At 64.3% G+C, this 16354-nt stretch carries 15 protein-coding genes; 8 read left to right on the top strand and 7 right to left on the bottom strand.

The genetic code is table 11. The features are described 5' to 3' along the window. Positions 1–127 precede the first annotated feature (127 nt). The 3 genes from ccsB to ACODS0_RS14880 form a co-directional block, all read right to left on the bottom strand. On the bottom strand, positions 128–1477 hold the full coding sequence (gene ccsB, locus ACODS0_RS14890) for a c-type cytochrome biogenesis protein CcsB (protein WP_121507460.1): 1350 nt from the start codon (positions 1475–1477) through the stop codon (positions 128–130). Next, positions 1474–3627 carry a cytochrome c biogenesis protein ResB gene (locus ACODS0_RS14885; RefSeq protein WP_488835845.1) on the bottom strand — a complete coding sequence of 718 codons (2154 nt, stop codon included), beginning with the start codon at positions 3625–3627 and terminating at the stop codon, positions 1474–1476. Before ACODS0_RS14885 ends, ccsB begins: the two co-directional genes overlap by 4 nt. 159 nt (positions 3628–3786) lie before the next feature. Beyond that, entirely contained in the window at positions 3787–4416 is a 630-nt protein-coding gene (locus ACODS0_RS14880; RefSeq protein ID WP_055399289.1) for a c-type cytochrome, read from the bottom strand. 72 nt (positions 4417–4488) lie between these two features. On the opposite strand from ACODS0_RS14880, the gene yihA reads away from it, so the two are divergent. After that, positions 4489–5238 carry a ribosome biogenesis GTP-binding protein YihA/YsxC gene (yihA, locus tag ACODS0_RS14875; protein WP_121422409.1) on the top strand — a complete coding sequence of 250 codons (750 nt, stop codon included), beginning with the start codon at positions 4489–4491 and terminating at the stop codon, positions 5236–5238. A gap of 50 nt (positions 5239–5288) precedes the next feature. Beyond that, complete coding sequence (locus ACODS0_RS14870) at positions 5289–6194, top strand: alpha/beta fold hydrolase (protein ID WP_488835844.1); 906 nt, start codon at positions 5289–5291, stop codon at positions 6192–6194. 52 nt (positions 6195–6246) lie between these two features. Here the strand turns inward: ACODS0_RS14870 and ACODS0_RS14865 are convergent, their stop codons facing one another. Next, positions 6247–7116 carry a lysophospholipid acyltransferase family protein gene (locus tag ACODS0_RS14865; RefSeq protein WP_055399296.1) on the bottom strand — a complete coding sequence of 290 codons (870 nt, stop codon included), beginning with the start codon at positions 7114–7116 and terminating at the stop codon, positions 6247–6249. Then, entirely contained in the window at positions 7113–7967 is an 855-nt protein-coding gene (locus tag ACODS0_RS14860) for a lysophospholipid acyltransferase family protein (RefSeq protein ID WP_055399298.1), read from the bottom strand. Before ACODS0_RS14860 ends, ACODS0_RS14865 begins: the two co-directional genes overlap by 4 nt. Before the next feature lie 132 nt (positions 7968–8099). On the opposite strand from ACODS0_RS14860, the gene metK reads away from it, so the two are divergent. From metK to ACODS0_RS14845, 3 genes are all read left to right on the top strand, one after another. Beyond that, positions 8100–9281 (top strand): methionine adenosyltransferase, encoded by a 1182-nt coding sequence (gene metK / locus ACODS0_RS14855; RefSeq protein WP_056060126.1) that lies wholly within the window; start codon positions 8100–8102, stop codon positions 9279–9281. A gap of 285 nt (positions 9282–9566) precedes the next feature. Next, positions 9567–9752, top strand: coding sequence for a DUF1328 domain-containing protein (locus ACODS0_RS14850; RefSeq protein WP_055399302.1), 186 nt, complete (start codon positions 9567–9569; stop codon positions 9750–9752). A gap of 47 nt (positions 9753–9799) precedes the next feature. Continuing rightward, a complete protein-coding gene (locus tag ACODS0_RS14845) occupies positions 9800–10258 on the top strand; it encodes a hemerythrin domain-containing protein (protein WP_099731133.1) in 459 nt (152 codons plus the stop codon). A 34-nt stretch (positions 10259–10292) separates the two neighbouring features. Here ACODS0_RS14845 and ACODS0_RS14840 read toward each other — a convergent pair whose 3' ends face one another. After that, positions 10293–11534 carry a diguanylate cyclase gene (locus ACODS0_RS14840; RefSeq protein WP_055399306.1) on the bottom strand — a complete coding sequence of 414 codons (1242 nt, stop codon included), beginning with the start codon at positions 11532–11534 and terminating at the stop codon, positions 10293–10295. A gap of 159 nt (positions 11535–11693) precedes the next feature. Then, positions 11694–12365 carry an NUDIX hydrolase gene (locus tag ACODS0_RS14835; RefSeq protein ID WP_121422403.1) on the bottom strand — a complete coding sequence of 224 codons (672 nt, stop codon included), beginning with the start codon at positions 12363–12365 and terminating at the stop codon, positions 11694–11696. 164 nt (positions 12366–12529) lie between these two features. Here ACODS0_RS14835 and ACODS0_RS14830 point away from each other — a divergent pair, with 164 nt between their 5' ends. From ACODS0_RS14830 to ACODS0_RS14820, 3 genes are read left to right on the top strand one after another with little or no spacing between them, the layout of a single operon-like run. Further along, positions 12530–13387, top strand: coding sequence for a cysteine hydrolase family protein (locus tag ACODS0_RS14830; RefSeq protein WP_488835843.1), 858 nt, complete (start codon positions 12530–12532; stop codon positions 13385–13387). A 46-nt stretch (positions 13388–13433) separates the two neighbouring features. After that, complete coding sequence (pncB, locus tag ACODS0_RS14825) at positions 13434–14633, top strand: nicotinate phosphoribosyltransferase (RefSeq protein WP_488835842.1); 1200 nt, start codon at positions 13434–13436, stop codon at positions 14631–14633. 4 nt (positions 14634–14637) lie between these two features. Then, positions 14638–16338, top strand: a complete 1701-nt coding sequence (locus tag ACODS0_RS14820; protein WP_488835841.1) for an NAD+ synthase — start codon at positions 14638–14640, stop codon at positions 16336–16338. Positions 16339–16354: the final 16 nt, after the last annotated feature.

Below are 16354 nucleotides of genomic sequence, written 5' to 3'. Positions count from 1 at the left end.
GTCTGGTGGAAACAGCTGCAGCAGTAGAGCAGCACAACTGTTAGTTCGTTCCCTAGACCACGCAGGTTACACCGAAGACGCAATAGTTGCCGGCCCCACCCCGATGCCCGACTGAGCCCTCACCCCATCACAGCGTGCCGTAGCTGTGCAAACCGCTCAGGAACATGTTCACCCCCAGAAACGCGAACGTGGTCACCGCCAGGCCCACCAGCGCCCACCAGGCCGACACGGTGCCGCGCAGCCCCTTCATCAGTCGCATGTGCAGCCAGGCGGCGTAGTTGAGCCAGACGATCAGCGCCCAGGTTTCCTTCGGGTCCCAGCTCCAGTAGCCGCCCCAGGCCTCGGCCGCCCACAGCGCGCCGAGCACGGTAGCAATGGTGAAGAACGCAAAGCCCACGGCGATGGACTTGTACATCACGTCGTCCAGGATCTCAAACGAGGGCAGGCGCGCCGCGATGCGCTTGCGGCCCAGCAGGATGCCAGCCACGATGAAAGCCGAAATGCCGAAGTACACCATCCAGTAGCTGCCACCGTTCTCGGTCGCACCTTGGCGAAACACGATAGGCTCGAAACACAGCACCACGCCCAGCAGCCACAGCGGCGCCAGCTTGTACCAGCGGGTTTCGGTGGCCTGCTGCTTGATGAGGTAGGCAAAGGCCACCATGGCGGCCAGCGCAAACGTGCCGTAGCCGATGAAGTTGGCGGGCACATGCAGCTTCATCCACCAGCTCTTGAGGGCAGGCACCAGGGGCTGGATCTCGTGCGCTTCGCGCACCACCGTGTACCAGAGCAGGAAGCCCACGGCGGCACTGACTACCAACATCACGAACCCGCCCAGTGCACGCGTGTCGTACTGCTGTTCGTAATACAGGTAGAACGCCGCCGTCATCCAGCAGAACAGCACAAACACTTCATACAGGTTGCTCACCGGGATGTGGCCGATGTCCGGGCCGATGAGGTAGCTTTCGTACCAGCGCACCAGCGTGCCGATGAGCGCCATGGCCACAGCCACCCAGGCAATGCGCGAGCCCAGCATGCTCATGGTGCGGCCCTCGCCGCGGGAGAACATGCCCACCCAGTAAAAGATGGTGCTCATGAAGAACAGCATGCTCATCCACAGGATGGCAGATTGGCTCGACAGGAAATACTTGAGGCCGAACACCGTATCGGCCCGCGCCAGACTACCCGCACCGTCTTGCTGGTACAGGCCGATGGCCAACAGCGCCACCGCAGCCACGATCAGCATCAGCGCGCGCAAGGGGCGCCAGAACCAGCCCAGCCAGATCGTGCACGGAATGGCACCCAGCAAAATACCTTTCTCGTAGACGTCCATGAAGGCGCCGTAGCGCTGCAACGCATACAGCCCGCCCACGGCCACGATGGCGGCAAACAGCCAGTCGAACCAGTTGCGGCGGGCAAAAAAACCCTCGTTCAGGGTGATCGTGGTGGCCGTGGAGGAAGAAGTCGCGGTATTCATGCGGTGCCTTCGCGGGGCGATGCCCCGATCAGTTTTTGTGCGAGCTGGACAAACTCCTGGTCGCCGTCCATGGTCTTGCGGTTGGTGGACAGGGCCATGGTGGCGTGGGTACGCCCGTCCTGCGGCGCCACCCAGACCCAGACGCGCCGTTCGCGGACGTAGAGCATGGCAAAAACGCCCAGGATCAGCAAGGCACATCCCAGATAGACAACATTCTTGCCAGGGGCTCGCGCCACCTGGAAAACACTGGCCTGTACCTGGGTGAAGTCCTTGAGTTCAAACGCCAGCGGTGCGGGGTAGATCTGCGCGTCGCTGAGCGAGAGCACGGCCTGCGTCATGAAGCCCTGCGTCTGATCGTCCTGGGGAAGCGGCGGCAGGCCGGCACCCTGGCGCGACAACTGCGCCACCTCGAACAGCGTGCCGTTCAAAATGCGCACCAGCACCTCACCCGCCCGCGCGCGCTCGGCCTCGGGCACGTTGGCCTCCATGAAGTCCGACACCGCCTGCAGGCCACCAGTGGGCTTGCCATCGACCATGCCCTGGCCTGCAAACAGGGCCAAGGCCCGCAGTGCAGACTGCTGCAACTGCTCGGCCAGATCCGGGCGCGAGGTGTCGATGGCCTGCGCCACATAGCGGCGCACGGCCTGCTCGCGCGCTGCGGGGTCGGCCAGGGTGGCCTTCATGCGAACGAAGCCGTCCATGCTGCCCTTGTCATCGGCTGGCACCCGCAGGTACCGGAATGGCTCTGCAGGGGTTTCGCGCACGCCCAGCAGAAACACCGGCACGCCGTCGCCCGTGTCCACGGGCAGCATGTAGTTGTGGAACTCACGCGCCTGGCCCGCTGCGTCCCGAAGCTTGTAGCTCACGCTCGGGCCCACGTTGCGCAGTTCTTTTTTGGTGACGGTCTTGTTGGCGGCGCCCAGGCGGGATTCCACCGACTCGCGCAGGTCCACCTTGCGCACATCCACACCGCTGCCTCCGGGGCCTGCACCCCCGAAGTTCTCGACATTGATGGTGCGCAGTGCTGTGAACTCCAGCGTCAGCGTCTCGCTGCCCGGGCCGCCGCCGTTGTTGGTCAGCTGGGTGGAATTGCCGACCACTCCTTCGACCTCAATGGGCTTGGCGCCTGCCACCATGGGCACGCCGCGCAGCTTGAGGTGCGAGCCGCCGTCGTCAAAACTCGACTGGTAGATCTCGATGCCTTTGTAGCTGGCCGGGTGGTTCACCTCCACACGCGCGGGCGTCTTCTCGCCCGTGGCCTTGTCGTGGATGATGATCTCGCTGGCAAACAGCTTGGGCATGCCGGTGGAGTAGTGCTCCACGATGAACTTCTTGAGTTCGATGGCAAACGGCAAGTCCTGAAGCAGCACGCCGTCGGACTGATTCAGGATGGCTGTGCTCGACTGTGTGCCCTCAGCCACCAGCAGGTTGCCCCGAAAGGTGGGGTTGCGCTCGGAAAGCCGGTGTTCGGGCTTCACATCGGCAATCAGGCCGCCGCCTTGGTACGGTGTCTTGCCCCCCAGCAACATCTGGGCGCGCACGATGAGATCTCCGTCCAGCAGACCGCCCACACACACCAGCACGATGGCGCTGTGCGCGGCGATGTAGCCCAGCTTGTTGGCAGCACCCGCCTTGGCCGCCACCATCCAGCCAGTGCCGGGGCCAGAGGTGGTGTCGCGCTGCTGCAGGCGCACCTTCCATCCGCCACCGGCCAGCAGGGTGCCAATGCGGCGCGCCTCGACCTCGGCAGAGCCGCTAAGCGTTGCCTCGGCCTTGTGGTGAAAAGCCTTCAGGCTTTGTTCGCGGATGTTTTCCTTGTAGACCTTGAGGTCGATGAGGATCTTGGGTGTATTGCGGGCGATGCACAGCGATGTGCTGATCACCAGAAACGCCAGGATCAGCAAGAACCACCAGGCGCTGTAGACGGCATTGAGCTGGATGGCGCCAAACAACTCCGCCCAGAAGGGACCGAACTGGTTGACGTAGTTGACCGCCGGCTCGTGCTGCTTGAGCACCGTGCCGATCACCGAGGCAATGCAGATCACCGTCAGCAGCGAGATCGCGAACCGCATGGAGGACAGCAGCTCGATCCCGGCGCGCCAGGCCTGGGAACCAGACTGGATGCGAAGGCCTTGGGTGTTATCGGACATGGATGAAAAAGAAAGGAGACGGCGAGGAGGCGCGAGAGAAGGAAAGAAAAAGGGCGGGACCATCTGTGCGATGGGCCCGCCCGTTTTGGGATTGTTATTGGCGGTAGGTTCCGTGCAACCCGGTCTAGCGGGCCACAAGATTGACGAAAATCAAGTCAATCAGCGCAGGCCAGCGATGTAGTCGGCCACGGCCTTGATTTCCTTGTCGTTCAGCTTGGCCGCCACCTGCGTCATCTGGGTGCTGTTGGCACGCGAGCCATCGCGGAAGGTGTTGAGCTGGGCCACGGTGTAGTCAGCGTGCTGACCCGACAGGCGGGGGTACTGGGCAGGGATGCCTGCGCCATTGGGGCTGTGGCAGCCAGCGCAGGCAGCGATCTGGCGGTCGGCGATGCCGCCACGGTAGATGCGCTCACCCAGGGAGACCAGGTTCTTGTCCTTGGCGAAGCCGGGTTTGGCCGCCTTGGAAGCCACCCAGTACGAAATGTTCTTCATGTCCTCGTCCGACAGCGCGGTGGCGAAACCCTTCATGATGGCGTTGTTGCGCTTGCCGGACTTGAATTCCTGCAACTGCTTGACCAGGTATTCGGGGTGTTGCTGCGACAGTTTGGGGTTGGCCGCAATGGCCGAATTGCCATCGGCGCCATGGCAGGCAGCACACACTGCGGTGTAGCTGGCCTCGCCTTTGACGAGATCCGGCTTGGCCGCTTTGGGGGCATCGCCCGCCGCATAGGCCGAAAAAACAGGTGCTGCCAGTGCGGCAGCCGTCAGCAAAGAGGCGAGCAACTTCATATCGAGGGTCTGTGTTTATGTGCGCAAAACCTCGCGATTCTACAATGAGGCTCCCAAGCCTCCCAATATTCCATGACGACCTCTTCCACCGCGCCAGTTGCTGGCTCCCTTCCGCCCGCTCCCGACGCCAAGATCGCCATGGGCTGGATGCACACCGCCAGGTTTCTGACCACGGCCGCCCAGCTGCACCACCTGCCGCCCATCCATGTGCCCGAGATCGCTTTTGTGGGCCGCTCCAACGCGGGCAAATCCACGTGCATCAACACGCTCACGCAGCAAAAGCAGCTGGCCTTCGCCTCCAAACGGCCCGGGCGCACGCAGCACATCAACCTTTTCTCGCTGGGCAAGCACGGCGCGACCGATGCGGTGCTGGCCGATCTGCCCGGCTACGGCTACGCGAAGGTGTCGAGGTCCGACAAGGTGCGTTGGCAGCAGGTGATGGTCAATTACCTGGTGAGCCGCCCTGGGCTCACCGGCATCGTCTTGCTGTGTGACCCCCGGCTCGGATTGACCGAGCTGGACGAGGCCTTGCTTGAAGTGCTGCGACCACGGGTCGAAGAAGGCCTGAAATTCCTGATCGTGCTGACCAAGGCGGACAAGCTCACACGCTCGGAGCAAGCCAAGATCCTGTCGATTACGCGACTGAACGCAGCCGGCGGAGAGGTGATGATGTTCTCGGCCCTCAAGAAACAAGGCGTGGACGAGGTGGCACAGCTGCTGTGGCAGTGGGCGCACCCGGTGCAAGCCTCGGGCGACGCAGCCCCTGCCCCCGCCGTTGAGCCCCCAGAGCTCGGTGATTCTGAGGATATTCAGTCAAATTAGGCCCTAGCGCTTATCCATCAAGCGCTATTAGCTATTAAATGCATAGCGCCATGATCCAGACCGTCTCCGCTCCCCTGCCCCACGGAACCACCCTGCACTGCCGCGTAAGCGGCGTGGCGGGTCGCCCAGTGCTGCTGTTTTTGCACGGCTTCCCCGAGGGCGCCTTCATCTGGGATGAGCTGCTGCTGCACTTTTCCCGCCCCGAAAACGGTGGCTACCACTGCGTGGCGCCCTACTTGCGCGGGTTTGGCCCCTCCAGCAGCCCCGCCGAAGTGGATGCCTACCGTGCCAAGCATCTGGTGCAGGACCTGGTGGCGCTGATTGCCCACGAATGCCCCGGCGGCGCGCTGGAATGCCTGGTGGCGCACGACTGGGGCGGCGCCGTGGCCTGGAACCTGGCCAACCAGCAGCCGCAGCTCATGAAGCGGCTGGCCATCATCAACTCCCCCCACCCTGGCGCCTTTGTGCGAGAGTTGGCACACAACGCTGCGCAGCAGGCGGGCAGCCAGTACATGCACTTCCTGTGCAGGCCTGATGCAGAGGCCCTGCTGGCCGAGGACGACTTTCGCCGCCTGTTCGCTTTTTTCAACGCCCCAGACGGCAGCGCCCCCACGTGGCTGACCGAGAGCGTGCGCGCCCAGTACCGCGCGCTGTGGCAGCAGGGCCTGACGGGTGCCTGCAACTACTACCGCGCCAGCCCCCTGCGCCCACCCCGCGATGGTGACCCGGGCGCGCAGGCCATCACCCTGCCCGAATCCATGTTGACGGTGACGGTGCCCACGCTGGTCCTGTGGGGCATGGACGACCCGGCCCTGCTGCACGGCCTGCTCGACGGCCTGCCGGGCTGGGTGCCGCAGCTGCAGCTGCGGCAGGTGGAGAAGGCCTCGCACTGGATCGTGCACGAGCACCCTGAGCGCGTGGCCCTGGAACTGCAGCGATTTTTGCAATCAAAATGATAGCTACCAGCGCTTGACAGATAGGCGCCAGATGCTGATTTGACTCAAATTTTCAGGCGTAAAAAGACGGTTCGCCTTCGGGCCGTGTCTTGAAACGCTTGTGCACCCAGTAGTACTGCTCGGGCATGGTGTTGATGACGGCCTGCAGTTCGTGGTTCATGCGCAGGGTGTCGGCCTCGGCATCGTCGGTGGGGTAGTTCGCCCAGGCGGGCGAGACCTCGGCCACGTAGCCTGTGGGCGTCATGCGCGAATACACGCCCACCACCTTGGCCCGCCCCAGCCGCGCAAACCGCGACAGCGACGGGATGGTGGCCGCCGTCACGCCGTAGAACGGCACAAACACCGAATCATTGCGCCCGTAGTCCATGTCGGGCAGCAGGTACAGCAGGCCGCCCTTGCGCAGGTTGGCGATGATGGGTTTGACGCCGTCCGAGCGGTTGAGCATGCGCACGTCGCCAAAACGCTGGCGCCCGGCCATGAACCAGCCGTCCACCGCCGGATCGGGATGGGTGGCAAAAATGGACGTGAACGCTCGGCCCGAATGCAGCGGCAGCGCCAGGCCACCCGCGTCCATGCCATAGAAGTGCGGGGCAAACAGGATGGTGGGCGTGTCGCCGTCGAGCTCGTGTACGGCACCTCTGAGTTGCACGCGCCGCTCGACCACCTCGCGGGGCGCGGCCCAGAGCCAGCTGCGGTCCAGCCAGGTCTGGCAGAACACCACAAAACTGGCGCGCGCCACGGCGCGGCGGCGCGCCTCGGTCCAGTCCGGAAAACACAACTCCAGGTTGCGCAGCGCCACCTTGCGCCGGGGCGCCACCAGCACAAAGGCCACCTGCCCCAGCAGCCACCCCATGCCGCGCAGCACGGGCAGCGGCAGGTGCGCCAGCACCCGCATGAACCACACACCCAGGCGTCCCGTCATACCGCAGCTCCCGCAGCAGGCGCTGCCTCGGCGCGCGGCTGCTTGTAACGGGCATAGCCCCACAGGTATTGCTCGGGGCACTGGCGGATAAGGTGTTCCATGGCCTGGTTGATCTGCACAACGGCAACGTCCAACTGGTCCGACAGCGGTTGCGCCAGCGGCTCGAAATGGGTGACAAAACCACGGCCCCAGGGCAGCCGCTCGCAGCGCACCAGCACCACGGCAGCACCCGTCTGCTGCGCCAGGCGCACGGCCAGGGTCATGGTGTAGGCATCGCGGCCAAAAAACGGCGCCCAAAGGCCCTGCCCGTCCGGCGGGACCTGGTCGGGCAGCAGGCCCACGGCCTCACCCCGCCGCAGGGCCTTGATCATCTGGCGCACACCCGCCAGTGTGGTGGGCACGGCCAGCATGCCAGGCCGGTTGCGTGCGGTCTCCATCACCTTGGCCAGCCAGGCCTGGCGCGCGGGGCGGTACAGCACGGTGATGGGGCCGCGCTCCGCGCTCCAGCGGCGGGCCGCCGCCTGGGCCGACAGCTCGAAGCACCCCTGGTGCGGCGTGAGGTACAAAATGCCGCGCCCGGCCGCATACGCCTGCTCCACACAGGCCTCGCCTTCGATGCGGCAGGGCAGTGGCGCCCCCAGCCACAGGCGCGGCAGCTCGGCCACCATGCGGCCGGCATGGGCCACAGCGGCACGCACGTCGCCCAGCGAATACCCTGCCAGGGCCGAATTGGCCAGAAAGCGACGCCGGTACGTGGGCGACGCACAAAACGCAATCCAGCCCATGGCCGCGCCCATGATGTGCAGCAACCACAGTGGAAATACGGAAAAGAATCGAAAGACGACTGGCATTAAAATGACGGGGTCGCTGAGTTAAATGAGCAACTTGCAGGGCGACGTTAAAAAAATCTGCTAAAGCGTTCGCCAGATCTCCTTCGGGGTGAGGGCAACGCCCCAAATGCCGGAACACAGGAGTTTATTCAAATGGCGAACGACTTTCTCTTTACCTCGGAATCCGTCTCCGAAGGCCACCCCGACAAGGTGGCCGATCAGATCTCGGACGCGATTCTCGATGCAATCTTCAAGCAGGACCCCCGCAGCCGCGTGGCTGCCGAAACGCTGACCAACACCGGCCTCGTCGTGCTGGCGGGCGAGATCACCACCAACGCGCATGTCGACTACATCCAGGTGGCACGCGACACCATCAAGCGCATCGGCTACGACAACACCGACTACGGCATCGACTACAAAGGCTGCGCCGTGCTGGTGGCCTATGACAAGCAGTCCAACGACATCGCCCAGGGCGTGGACCACGCGAGCGACGACCACCTAAACACCGGCGCTGGCGACCAGGGCCTGATGTTCGGCTACGCCTGCGACGAAACGCCCGAGCTGATGCCCGCGCCCATCTACTACGCGCACCGCCTCGTCGAGCGCCAGGCCCAGCTGCGCAAGGACGGCCGCCTGCCGTTCCTGCGCCCCGATGCCAAGTCGCAAGTGACGATGCGCTACGTGGACGGCAAGCCCCACAGCATCGACACCGTGGTGCTCTCCACCCAGCACCACCCCGACCAGAGCGAAACGCAAACCAAGATGAAGGCTTCGTTCACCGAAGCCATCATCGAAGAGATCATCAAGCCCGTGCTGCCCAAGGAATGGCTGCAAAACACCCGCTACCTGATCAACCCCACGGGCCGTTTTGTCATCGGCGGCCCGCAAGGCGACTGTGGCCTGACCGGCCGCAAGATCATCGTGGACACCTACGGCGGTGCCTGCCCCCACGGCGGCGGCGCCTTCAGCGGCAAGGACCCAACGAAGGTGGACCGCTCGGCAGCCTACGCTGCCCGCTATGTGGCCAAGAACATCGTGGCCGCAGGCCTGGCGCGCCAGTGCCAGATCCAGGTGGCTTACGCCATCGGCGTGGCCGAGCCCATGAACATCACGGTGTACACGGAAGGCACGGGCGTGGTGTCGGACGAGCGTCTTGCAGCGCTGGTGCGTGAGCATTTCGACCTGCGCCCGAAGGGCATCATCCAGATGCTGGACCTGCTGCGCCCGATCTATGAGAAGACCGCAGCCTACGGCCACTTCGGCCGCGAAGAGCCCGAATTCAGCTGGGAGAAGACCGATAAAGCTGCTGCGCTGCGCGCTGCAGCCGGGCTGTAAAGCCCGCCGCGCGATAGCGCGGTTTTCGGTCTGCGGGCGAAGCTCATATCGCGTCAGCGATGTGAGCGCAGACCAAAAGACCGTCAGAGCCGTCCCACCTCCAAAGCCGCAACGCTCCGCGTTGCGGCTTTTCTTTTGACGCTTCACCACTGCCCGCCAGCGGCCCTCTCCTACACCCACCGCCCGCCCGCACTGACGGTGCTGCCGACGGCCCCTCGGTATTGTTCCTGCACACCCTTTCGCAGCCCCGCGCTGCCTGAACATCCACTGCAAGGAGCGACCACCATGCTGAAGTACGCCATCATTTTTGCCCTGATCTCCCTGGTCGCCGGTGCCCTGGGATTCAGCGGAGTCGCCGCAGGCGCGGCGGGCATCGCCAAGGTGCTGTTTGTGCTGTTCCTGGTGATTGCCGTGGTGTTTGTGGTGCTGGCCGTCATCGGCGTGGGTGCCGCGCGCAAGGTACTCAAGTAGCCCAGCGCACCTTTGTCACAGCCCCACATTTCCCACACAGCCGCACCATGACCGACACCACCAATATCTTTGAAGCCCTGCGCGAGAGCCACGAACGCCAACGAGCGCTGTACACCGCACTCACCGACACCAGCGGAGACACCCCTGAGCGGCGCGAGCTGTTTGACCAGCTCAAGCAGGAACTGACGGCCCATGAACGGGCTGAGGAACGGCATTTTTATATTCCGCTGATGGCGCACGACGCGGGCATCGACCTGTCCCGCCACGCCATTTCAGAGCACCACCAGCTCGACGAACTGCTGGAGTCGCTGGAAGAGGCCGACCCGGCGAGCCCCAGCTGGCTGCCGCTGGCCAAGAAACTTGCGGAGAAGGTGGAGCACCACCTCAAGGAAGAAGAACACCGCTTCTTCCAGATGGCCGGCAAGCTGCTGACGGAGAAGCAAAAAACCGCGCTGGCGGCGGACTACCGGGCTGACTATGAGGAGGCCAAGGCCGCCATGGCCTGAGCGTGCCGGGCTCGGCCCGGAGACACGCAAGCGGTCATACTGACTCTTCGGCCTGCACCACGCAATTGCGACCGCTGGACTTGGCCTTGTAGAGCGCCGTGTCCGCGCGCTTGATCAGGGCGTGGCTGTCTTCCTTGTGGTCCCACGTGGCCACGCCAAAACTGGCGCTGACATGGCCCACCGCGTCGAAAGGCACGCCTGCAATGCGCGCGCGCACCGCCTCGGCCATGGCCATGGCGGCATCCACCGGGGTTTCCTTGAGCAGGATGATGAACTCCTCGCCCCCGAAACGCGCAGCGCAGTCGGACGACCGCAGAAGTTCGCGCACGCGCAGCGCCGTGCTCTTGAGCACCACATCGCCCGAGTCATGCCCAAAGGTATCGTTGATGCGTTTGAAAAAGTCGATGTCAAACATCACCACCGACAGACTGCCCTTCTTGATGCGGGTGTCGGCCATCTCGGTCTCCAGCCTCTCAAAGAAGCGGCGGCGGTTGACCAGGTCCGTCAGGAAGTCCTTGGTGGCCAGGTCTTCCAGCTTGCGGTTGAGCCGCGCCATGGGCTCGATCACCAGCGACGACAGCGACAGGTTGAGCCCGACGAAAAGCAGCACAAAACTACCCACTAGCGCCGCCATCACCGTGTTGAAGGTCTGACGCGCCTTCTCCAGCGGGAAGTACATCGGCACCTTCACAACCTGGATGCCCACCGTCTCGTTCATGCCCCAGCCAAAGCCGTTCTTGTCGCCATAGACCTTGAGCATGGTGGGCGGCGCCACGGCCGGTGTACTGTGACAGGCCATGCATTGCGCCTGCTTGATGGTGATGGGGCGGGCCACGTACATGGCGCGGTGCATGCCCTCGCCCACCTCGCCGGTGACCTCTTTCTTGAGGTCGGCCCGGCCTTCGCGGAAGTCGCTGATGATGCGCTCCTCCCACTCGTTGGCACGGTCGCGCAGGTTGGTGGGGTTGAGCACTGCCTCCTTGTACTCATAGCCCGGAAACCGGTTCTGCAGGCGGCGCAGGGTTTCGGTGGCCGCGTAGGCAGGCACCGTCTGCGGCAGGAATTTCTCGGCCAGCGTCACATCCAGGTGGGGCTTGACCAGCTCTGTCGTGTAGTCGCGGATCGCCATGGCCGCGTGCATCATGATCTGCGAGTTGTGCTGCACCTCCTCGATGGCCGACTGCTGCAGAAAGCGGTGTACATAAACTCCCGCACCCGCCGCTGCCACCAGCAGCACGGCCGCCAGCACCAGGTTGAATTTGAGTCGCAAAGACATGGATTTCCCTCAGGTGCCAGCGTTGTGCCGGCTTGTTGTTGGTGGTGCAACGGCAGCCATCCTGGCCCGCGCGACGCACCCACCGTTCGTGGGACACAAAGTTTGCGTTTGTGCCAGATTTCCGTGCGGCGGTCCAATAGTTTGTGCGCTAAGCCCGCGCTACAGCCCGCGCGCGCTCAGCGACAGATTGCGCCGGTAGGCCGGGCGCACCCGGTACAGCTGCGCGGGGCGGTGGGCGCCGCCGCCTTGCAGCGCTCCCGGCACCGGCTCCAGCATGGCCAACTCGTCCATCTTGCGGCGAAAACTCACCTTGTTGACCGGCTCGCCCAGCACCGCCTCGTACACAGCCTGCAGCTGCGGCAGTGTGAACGGCTCGGCGCACAGGTGCACAGGCATGGACGAATACTGGCTTTTGCTGCGCACGCGGGCCACGGCGGCATCGACCATGGCACGGTGGTCAAAAGGCAGCGCAGGCAATTCGGCCACGGGTACCAGCGTTAGCGGTGCCTGCTCCAGCACCTCAGGCGGCACCAGGGCACAGTAAGCGACGGCCAGCGACCAGCCCCGGGGGTCGCGCACCGGGCCGGAGAAGGTGGCCAACTGCTCCAGGTACGGGCTCTGCAAGCCCGCCTTGTCGCGCAGCACCCGGGCCGCGCTGGCCTGGGCATCGGCATCTTCTTGCGCATGGATGTAGCCACCCGGCAGCGCCAGAGCCCCGGCAAACGGCGCGCGCTCACGGCGCAACAGGGCCACTTGCAACGCCCCTTGCTGCAAGGTCAGCAACACCACATCGACGGTACAGATCACAGTGGGCAAAGCGGATTCGGTCATGCGCCGAGTTTGTCACAAGCATGAGCAAACCGGCATCCAGATCGCGAACCACATTCCCTAGCGCAAATTCTTTGAGACCACTACGAAACAAGTGCTTTCAACTTAGTTAGTTCATTTTTTTTACTAACAAGATTACACTGCATCCAACAACCCAGGAGAAGACCATGGCCCACAACATCCAGCTGCTGGTGATCGACCCCCAAAACGACTTCTGCGACCTGCCCATGGCCTGGCAACCCACCGATGTACTGACCGGCCAACGCACCGCACCCGCCCTGCCTGTGCCGGGTGCCCATGCCGACATGCAGCGCCTGGCCCAGTTCATCCGCAACCAGGGCGACCAGCTTGATGGGATCACCGTCACGCTCGATTCGCACCAGCGCTTTGATATCGCTCACCCTGGCTTCTGGCAAACCGGCGCGGGTGCCGGTGTGGCGCCCTTCACCCCCATCACCGCCGCCCAGGTGCGCGCAGGCGACTACACACCGCGCGATACCACTGCCCTGCCCCGCACCCTGCGGTATCTGGACGCACTCGAAGCCCAGGGCCGCTATACGCTGATGGTGTGGCCGGTGCACTGCGAGGTGGGCAGCTGGGGCCATGGCGTGCACGCCGATGTACTGGCCGCCTGCGGGGCCTGGCAGCTCCAGCGCCAGCGCGCGGTGCGCAATGTGTTCAAGGGCACCAACCCCTGGACGGAGCACTACAGCGCCATCGAGGCCGAGGTGCCCGATGCGGACGACGAAGGCACCGCACTCAACACCGCCCTGCTGCAGTCGCTGGGCCAGGCCGATGTGCTGCTGGTCGCGGGCGAGGCCAGCAGCCACTGCGTGCGCTCGACCACCGAGCACATCGCGCAGCACCTGCCCCGCCTGGTGCCGGGCTGGCAGGCGAGCCGCATCGTGCTGCTGACCGACGGCATGAGCCCCGTGGGCGGGTTCGAGGCGCAGCACCAGGCATTTCTGCAGGTCATGTGTGCAGCCGGTGCACATCTCGCCAATATGAATGAAATCAGGCTCTAGCGCTTATCTATCAAGTGCTAGCAGCTACCAATTTTGGAGCAACACCATGAACCCCGTCATCACCAGCCTGCTCGACACCGATCTCTACAAGTTCACGATGTGGCAGGCCCTGCTGCACCGCCACCCACAAACACAAAGCGAATACCGCTTTGTGTGCCGCAACACCCCAGCCTACCCGCTGGCCGAGCTGCTGCCCGAGGTGAACGCTGCGCTGGACCACCTGTGCAGCCTGCGCTTCACGCCCGAAGAGCTGGCCTATGTGGGCAGCCTGCGCTACATCAAGAGCGACTTTGTGGACTTCCTGCGCATCTTCCAGTTCCAGCGCAGTTTCATCAGCGCCTGGGCCGAGGGCGAGCAACTGCACATCGTGGCGCAAGGCCCACAGGTGCATGTGATGGGGTTTGAGATCTTCGTGCTGGCCATCGTGAACGAGCTGTACTTTCGCCGCTTTGACGCGGCCCAGGCACTCGCCAGCGGCCGTGCACGGCTGGCCGCCAAAGTGCATCAGCTGCAGGCCCTGGCCCGGCAGGCCACGCTGCGCCACGCTTTCGAGCTGTTCGACTTTGGCCTGCGCCGCCGCTACAGCGGCGCCTGGCAGCGCGAGGTGGTGCAGACCTTTGCGCAGCAAGCTCCGCAGTGGTTCAAGGGCACCAGCAACGTGCTGCTGGCGCGCGATTTGAACCTCGTGCCCATCGGCACCATGGCGCACGAGTATTTGCAGACCTACCAGGCCCTGGGCGTGCGGCTGCGCGACTTCCAAAAGGCCGCGCTCGAAGACTGGGTGCAGGAATACCGGGGCGACCTGGGCATTGCACTGACCGACACCGTGGGCATGGACGCCTTTCTCGCTGACTTTGACCTGTACTTCGCCAAGCTGTTCGACGGCCTGCGCCACGACTCAGGCGACCCGGTGGCCTGGGGCGAAAAAGCCCTCGCGCACTACACCCGGCTGCGCATCGACGCACACACCAAGCGGCTGGTGTTCTCGGACGGCCTCGACCTGGAACGCGCCCTCATGCTGTACCGCCACTTTGGCGACCGCACACAGCTCGGCTTTGGCATTGGAACGAATCTCACCAACGACATGGGCGACGCACCGGAGATGCGACCGCTCAACATCGTGATGAAGCTGGTGCGCGCCAACGGACAACCTGTGGCGAAACTCTCAGACACGCCCGGCAAGACGCTGTGCGACGATGAAACCTACCTGGCCTACCTGCGTCAGGTTTTCAACGTGAAGGACTGACACCATGCTCCGCATCACCCTTGCCCAGCTCAACTTCACTGTCGGCGACATCGAAGGCAACGTGGCCCGCATGGTGGCCGCCGCGCAGCAGGCGGCGCGCGAACAGGCCGACCTCGTTGTGTTCAGCGAGCTGTCGCTGTGCGGCTACTACCCCGGCGACATGCTGGAGGAAACCGGCTTTCAGCAACGCATCGAGGCCGGTATCTCCGCGTTACAACAGGCCTCTGCTGAATTACCCCAGCTGCACTGGGTGTTGGGCGCGCCCACACCCGCGCGCGGCCCCGGCAAGCGCTTGCACAACAGCCTGCTGGTACTGCAAGGCGGGGCTGTGCGCCTGCAATACGCCAAGCAGCTGCTGCCCACGTACAACATCTTTGACGAGCGCCGCCACTTCGAGCCCGGACCAGACGTGGCCAAGGTGCTGCGCATCGGCAGCACGCAGGTGGGCCTGCTGATCTGCGAAGACGGCTGGAACGACCACGGCGCCGACTACGCCACCAACCCTTTCGAGCGCATGCGCGACGCCGCGCCCGACCTGGTGGTGAGCATCAACGCCAGTCCCAGCCACACTGGAAAACGCGAGCAGCGCCACCAGATCTTTGCCGACGCCGCGCGCCGCCACGGCCTGCCGATCCTGTACGTGAATCAGATCGGTGGGCACGACCAGGTGGTGTACGACGGCGCATCGTTCGCGGCCGAGCCCGATGCGGGTGTCGTCTTTGAAGCGCAGCGGTTTGTGGAAGACGTGTGCACGCTGCAGTTCGACAACGGGCATTTTCTGAGCGCGGAAGGCGCACGCCCCGCCCCCGTGCCCGCACAGGGTCTGCCCACCATGGACTTCTACCGCCAGCAGATCGTGCTGGGCCTGCGTGACTACGCACGGCGCTGCGGCTTTACGCAGGTGGTGGTGGGCAGCTCGGGCGGCATCGACAGCGCGCTGACGCTCGCCTTGGCCGTGGAAGCGCTGGGTGCGGACAACGTGGTCGGCATCACCATGCCCTCGCGCTACTCCAGCAGCGGCTCGGTCGATGACTCGGTGGCGCTGTGCCACAACCTGGGCGTGCAGCTCTTCACACACCCGATTGCCGAGCTGGTGGCGGGCTACGCGCAGCAGTTCGAGGCCAGCTTTGGCAAACCGTTGGTGGGCCTGCCGCTCGAGAATCTGCAGGCGCGCATTCGCGGAACGGTGCTGATGGAATACTCCAACGCCTTCGGCCACCTGCTGCTCACCACGGGCAACAAGAGTGAAATCTCGGTAGGCTATTGCACGCTGTATGGCGACACCAATGGCGGCCTGGGCCTGATTGGCGACCTCTACAAGACGGAGGTGTTTGCCCTGTCGCGCCACGTCAACGAACACGCCGGGCGCGCGCTGATTCCGCAGGCCATCATCGACAAGGAACCCTCTGCCGAGCTGGCACCCGGCCAGCGCGATGTGGACAGCCTGCCACCCTACCCCGTGCTCGACGAAGTGCTCAAGCTGCTGATCGAAGGCGAACGCCTTTCTGCCACAGAGCACCAGGCGGCGCAGAATTTTGTGGCCCAGCTGCAAACCGACGACGCGGGCCGCGCCCTGGTGCAGCGCGTGCGCATGATGGTGGCGCGCAACGAATACAAGCGCCGTCAGGCCCCGCCCATCGTGCGCGTACGGGCGCGGGCCTTTGGCAGTGGGCGGCAGATGCCTATTGCTGCGCGGTATGTGTAATACGGCTCCAGGGTAA

Source organism: Acidovorax sp. FG60 (genome assembly GCF_057808995.1).
Note: the sequence above shows the minus strand (reverse complement) of the source record. Positions and strands in the feature narration are given on the sequence as shown.

What these genes read in the sequence shown, in the direction of transcription:
- ACODS0_RS14835 (WP_121422403.1), bottom strand. Translation starts at nt 12,365, where the DNA reads ATGACCGAATCCGCTTTGCCCACTGTGATCTGTACCGTCGATGTGGTG.
- ACODS0_RS14865 (WP_055399296.1), bottom strand. Translation starts at nt 7,116, where the DNA reads ATGACGGGACGCCTGGGTGTGTGGTTCATGCGGGTGCTGGCGCACCTG.
- ACODS0_RS14870 (WP_488835844.1), top strand. Translation starts at nt 5,289, where the DNA reads ATGATCCAGACCGTCTCCGCTCCCCTGCCCCACGGAACCACCCTGCAC.
- ccsB (WP_121507460.1), bottom strand. Translation starts at nt 1,477, where the DNA reads ATGAATACCGCGACTTCTTCCTCCACGGCCACCACGATCACCCTGAAC.
- ACODS0_RS14880 (WP_055399289.1), bottom strand. Translation starts at nt 4,416, where the DNA reads ATGAAGTTGCTCGCCTCTTTGCTGACGGCTGCCGCACTGGCAGCACCT.
- ACODS0_RS14830 (WP_488835843.1), top strand. Translation starts at nt 12,530, where the DNA reads ATGGCCCACAACATCCAGCTGCTGGTGATCGACCCCCAAAACGACTTC.
- ACODS0_RS14885 (WP_488835845.1), bottom strand. Translation starts at nt 3,627, where the DNA reads ATGTCCGATAACACCCAAGGCCTTCGCATCCAGTCTGGTTCCCAGGCC.
- ACODS0_RS14820 (WP_488835841.1), top strand. Translation starts at nt 14,638, where the DNA reads ATGCTCCGCATCACCCTTGCCCAGCTCAACTTCACTGTCGGCGACATC.
- ACODS0_RS14860 (WP_055399298.1), bottom strand. Translation starts at nt 7,967, where the DNA reads ATGCCAGTCGTCTTTCGATTCTTTTCCGTATTTCCACTGTGGTTGCTG.
- ACODS0_RS14850 (WP_055399302.1), top strand. Translation starts at nt 9,567, where the DNA reads ATGCTGAAGTACGCCATCATTTTTGCCCTGATCTCCCTGGTCGCCGGT.
- ACODS0_RS14840 (WP_055399306.1), bottom strand. Translation starts at nt 11,534, where the DNA reads ATGTCTTTGCGACTCAAATTCAACCTGGTGCTGGCGGCCGTGCTGCTG.
- metK (WP_056060126.1), top strand. Translation starts at nt 8,100, where the DNA reads ATGGCGAACGACTTTCTCTTTACCTCGGAATCCGTCTCCGAAGGCCAC.
- pncB (WP_488835842.1), top strand. Translation starts at nt 13,434, where the DNA reads ATGAACCCCGTCATCACCAGCCTGCTCGACACCGATCTCTACAAGTTC.
- ACODS0_RS14845 (WP_099731133.1), top strand. Translation starts at nt 9,800, where the DNA reads ATGACCGACACCACCAATATCTTTGAAGCCCTGCGCGAGAGCCACGAA.
- yihA (WP_121422409.1), top strand. Translation starts at nt 4,489, where the DNA reads ATGACGACCTCTTCCACCGCGCCAGTTGCTGGCTCCCTTCCGCCCGCT.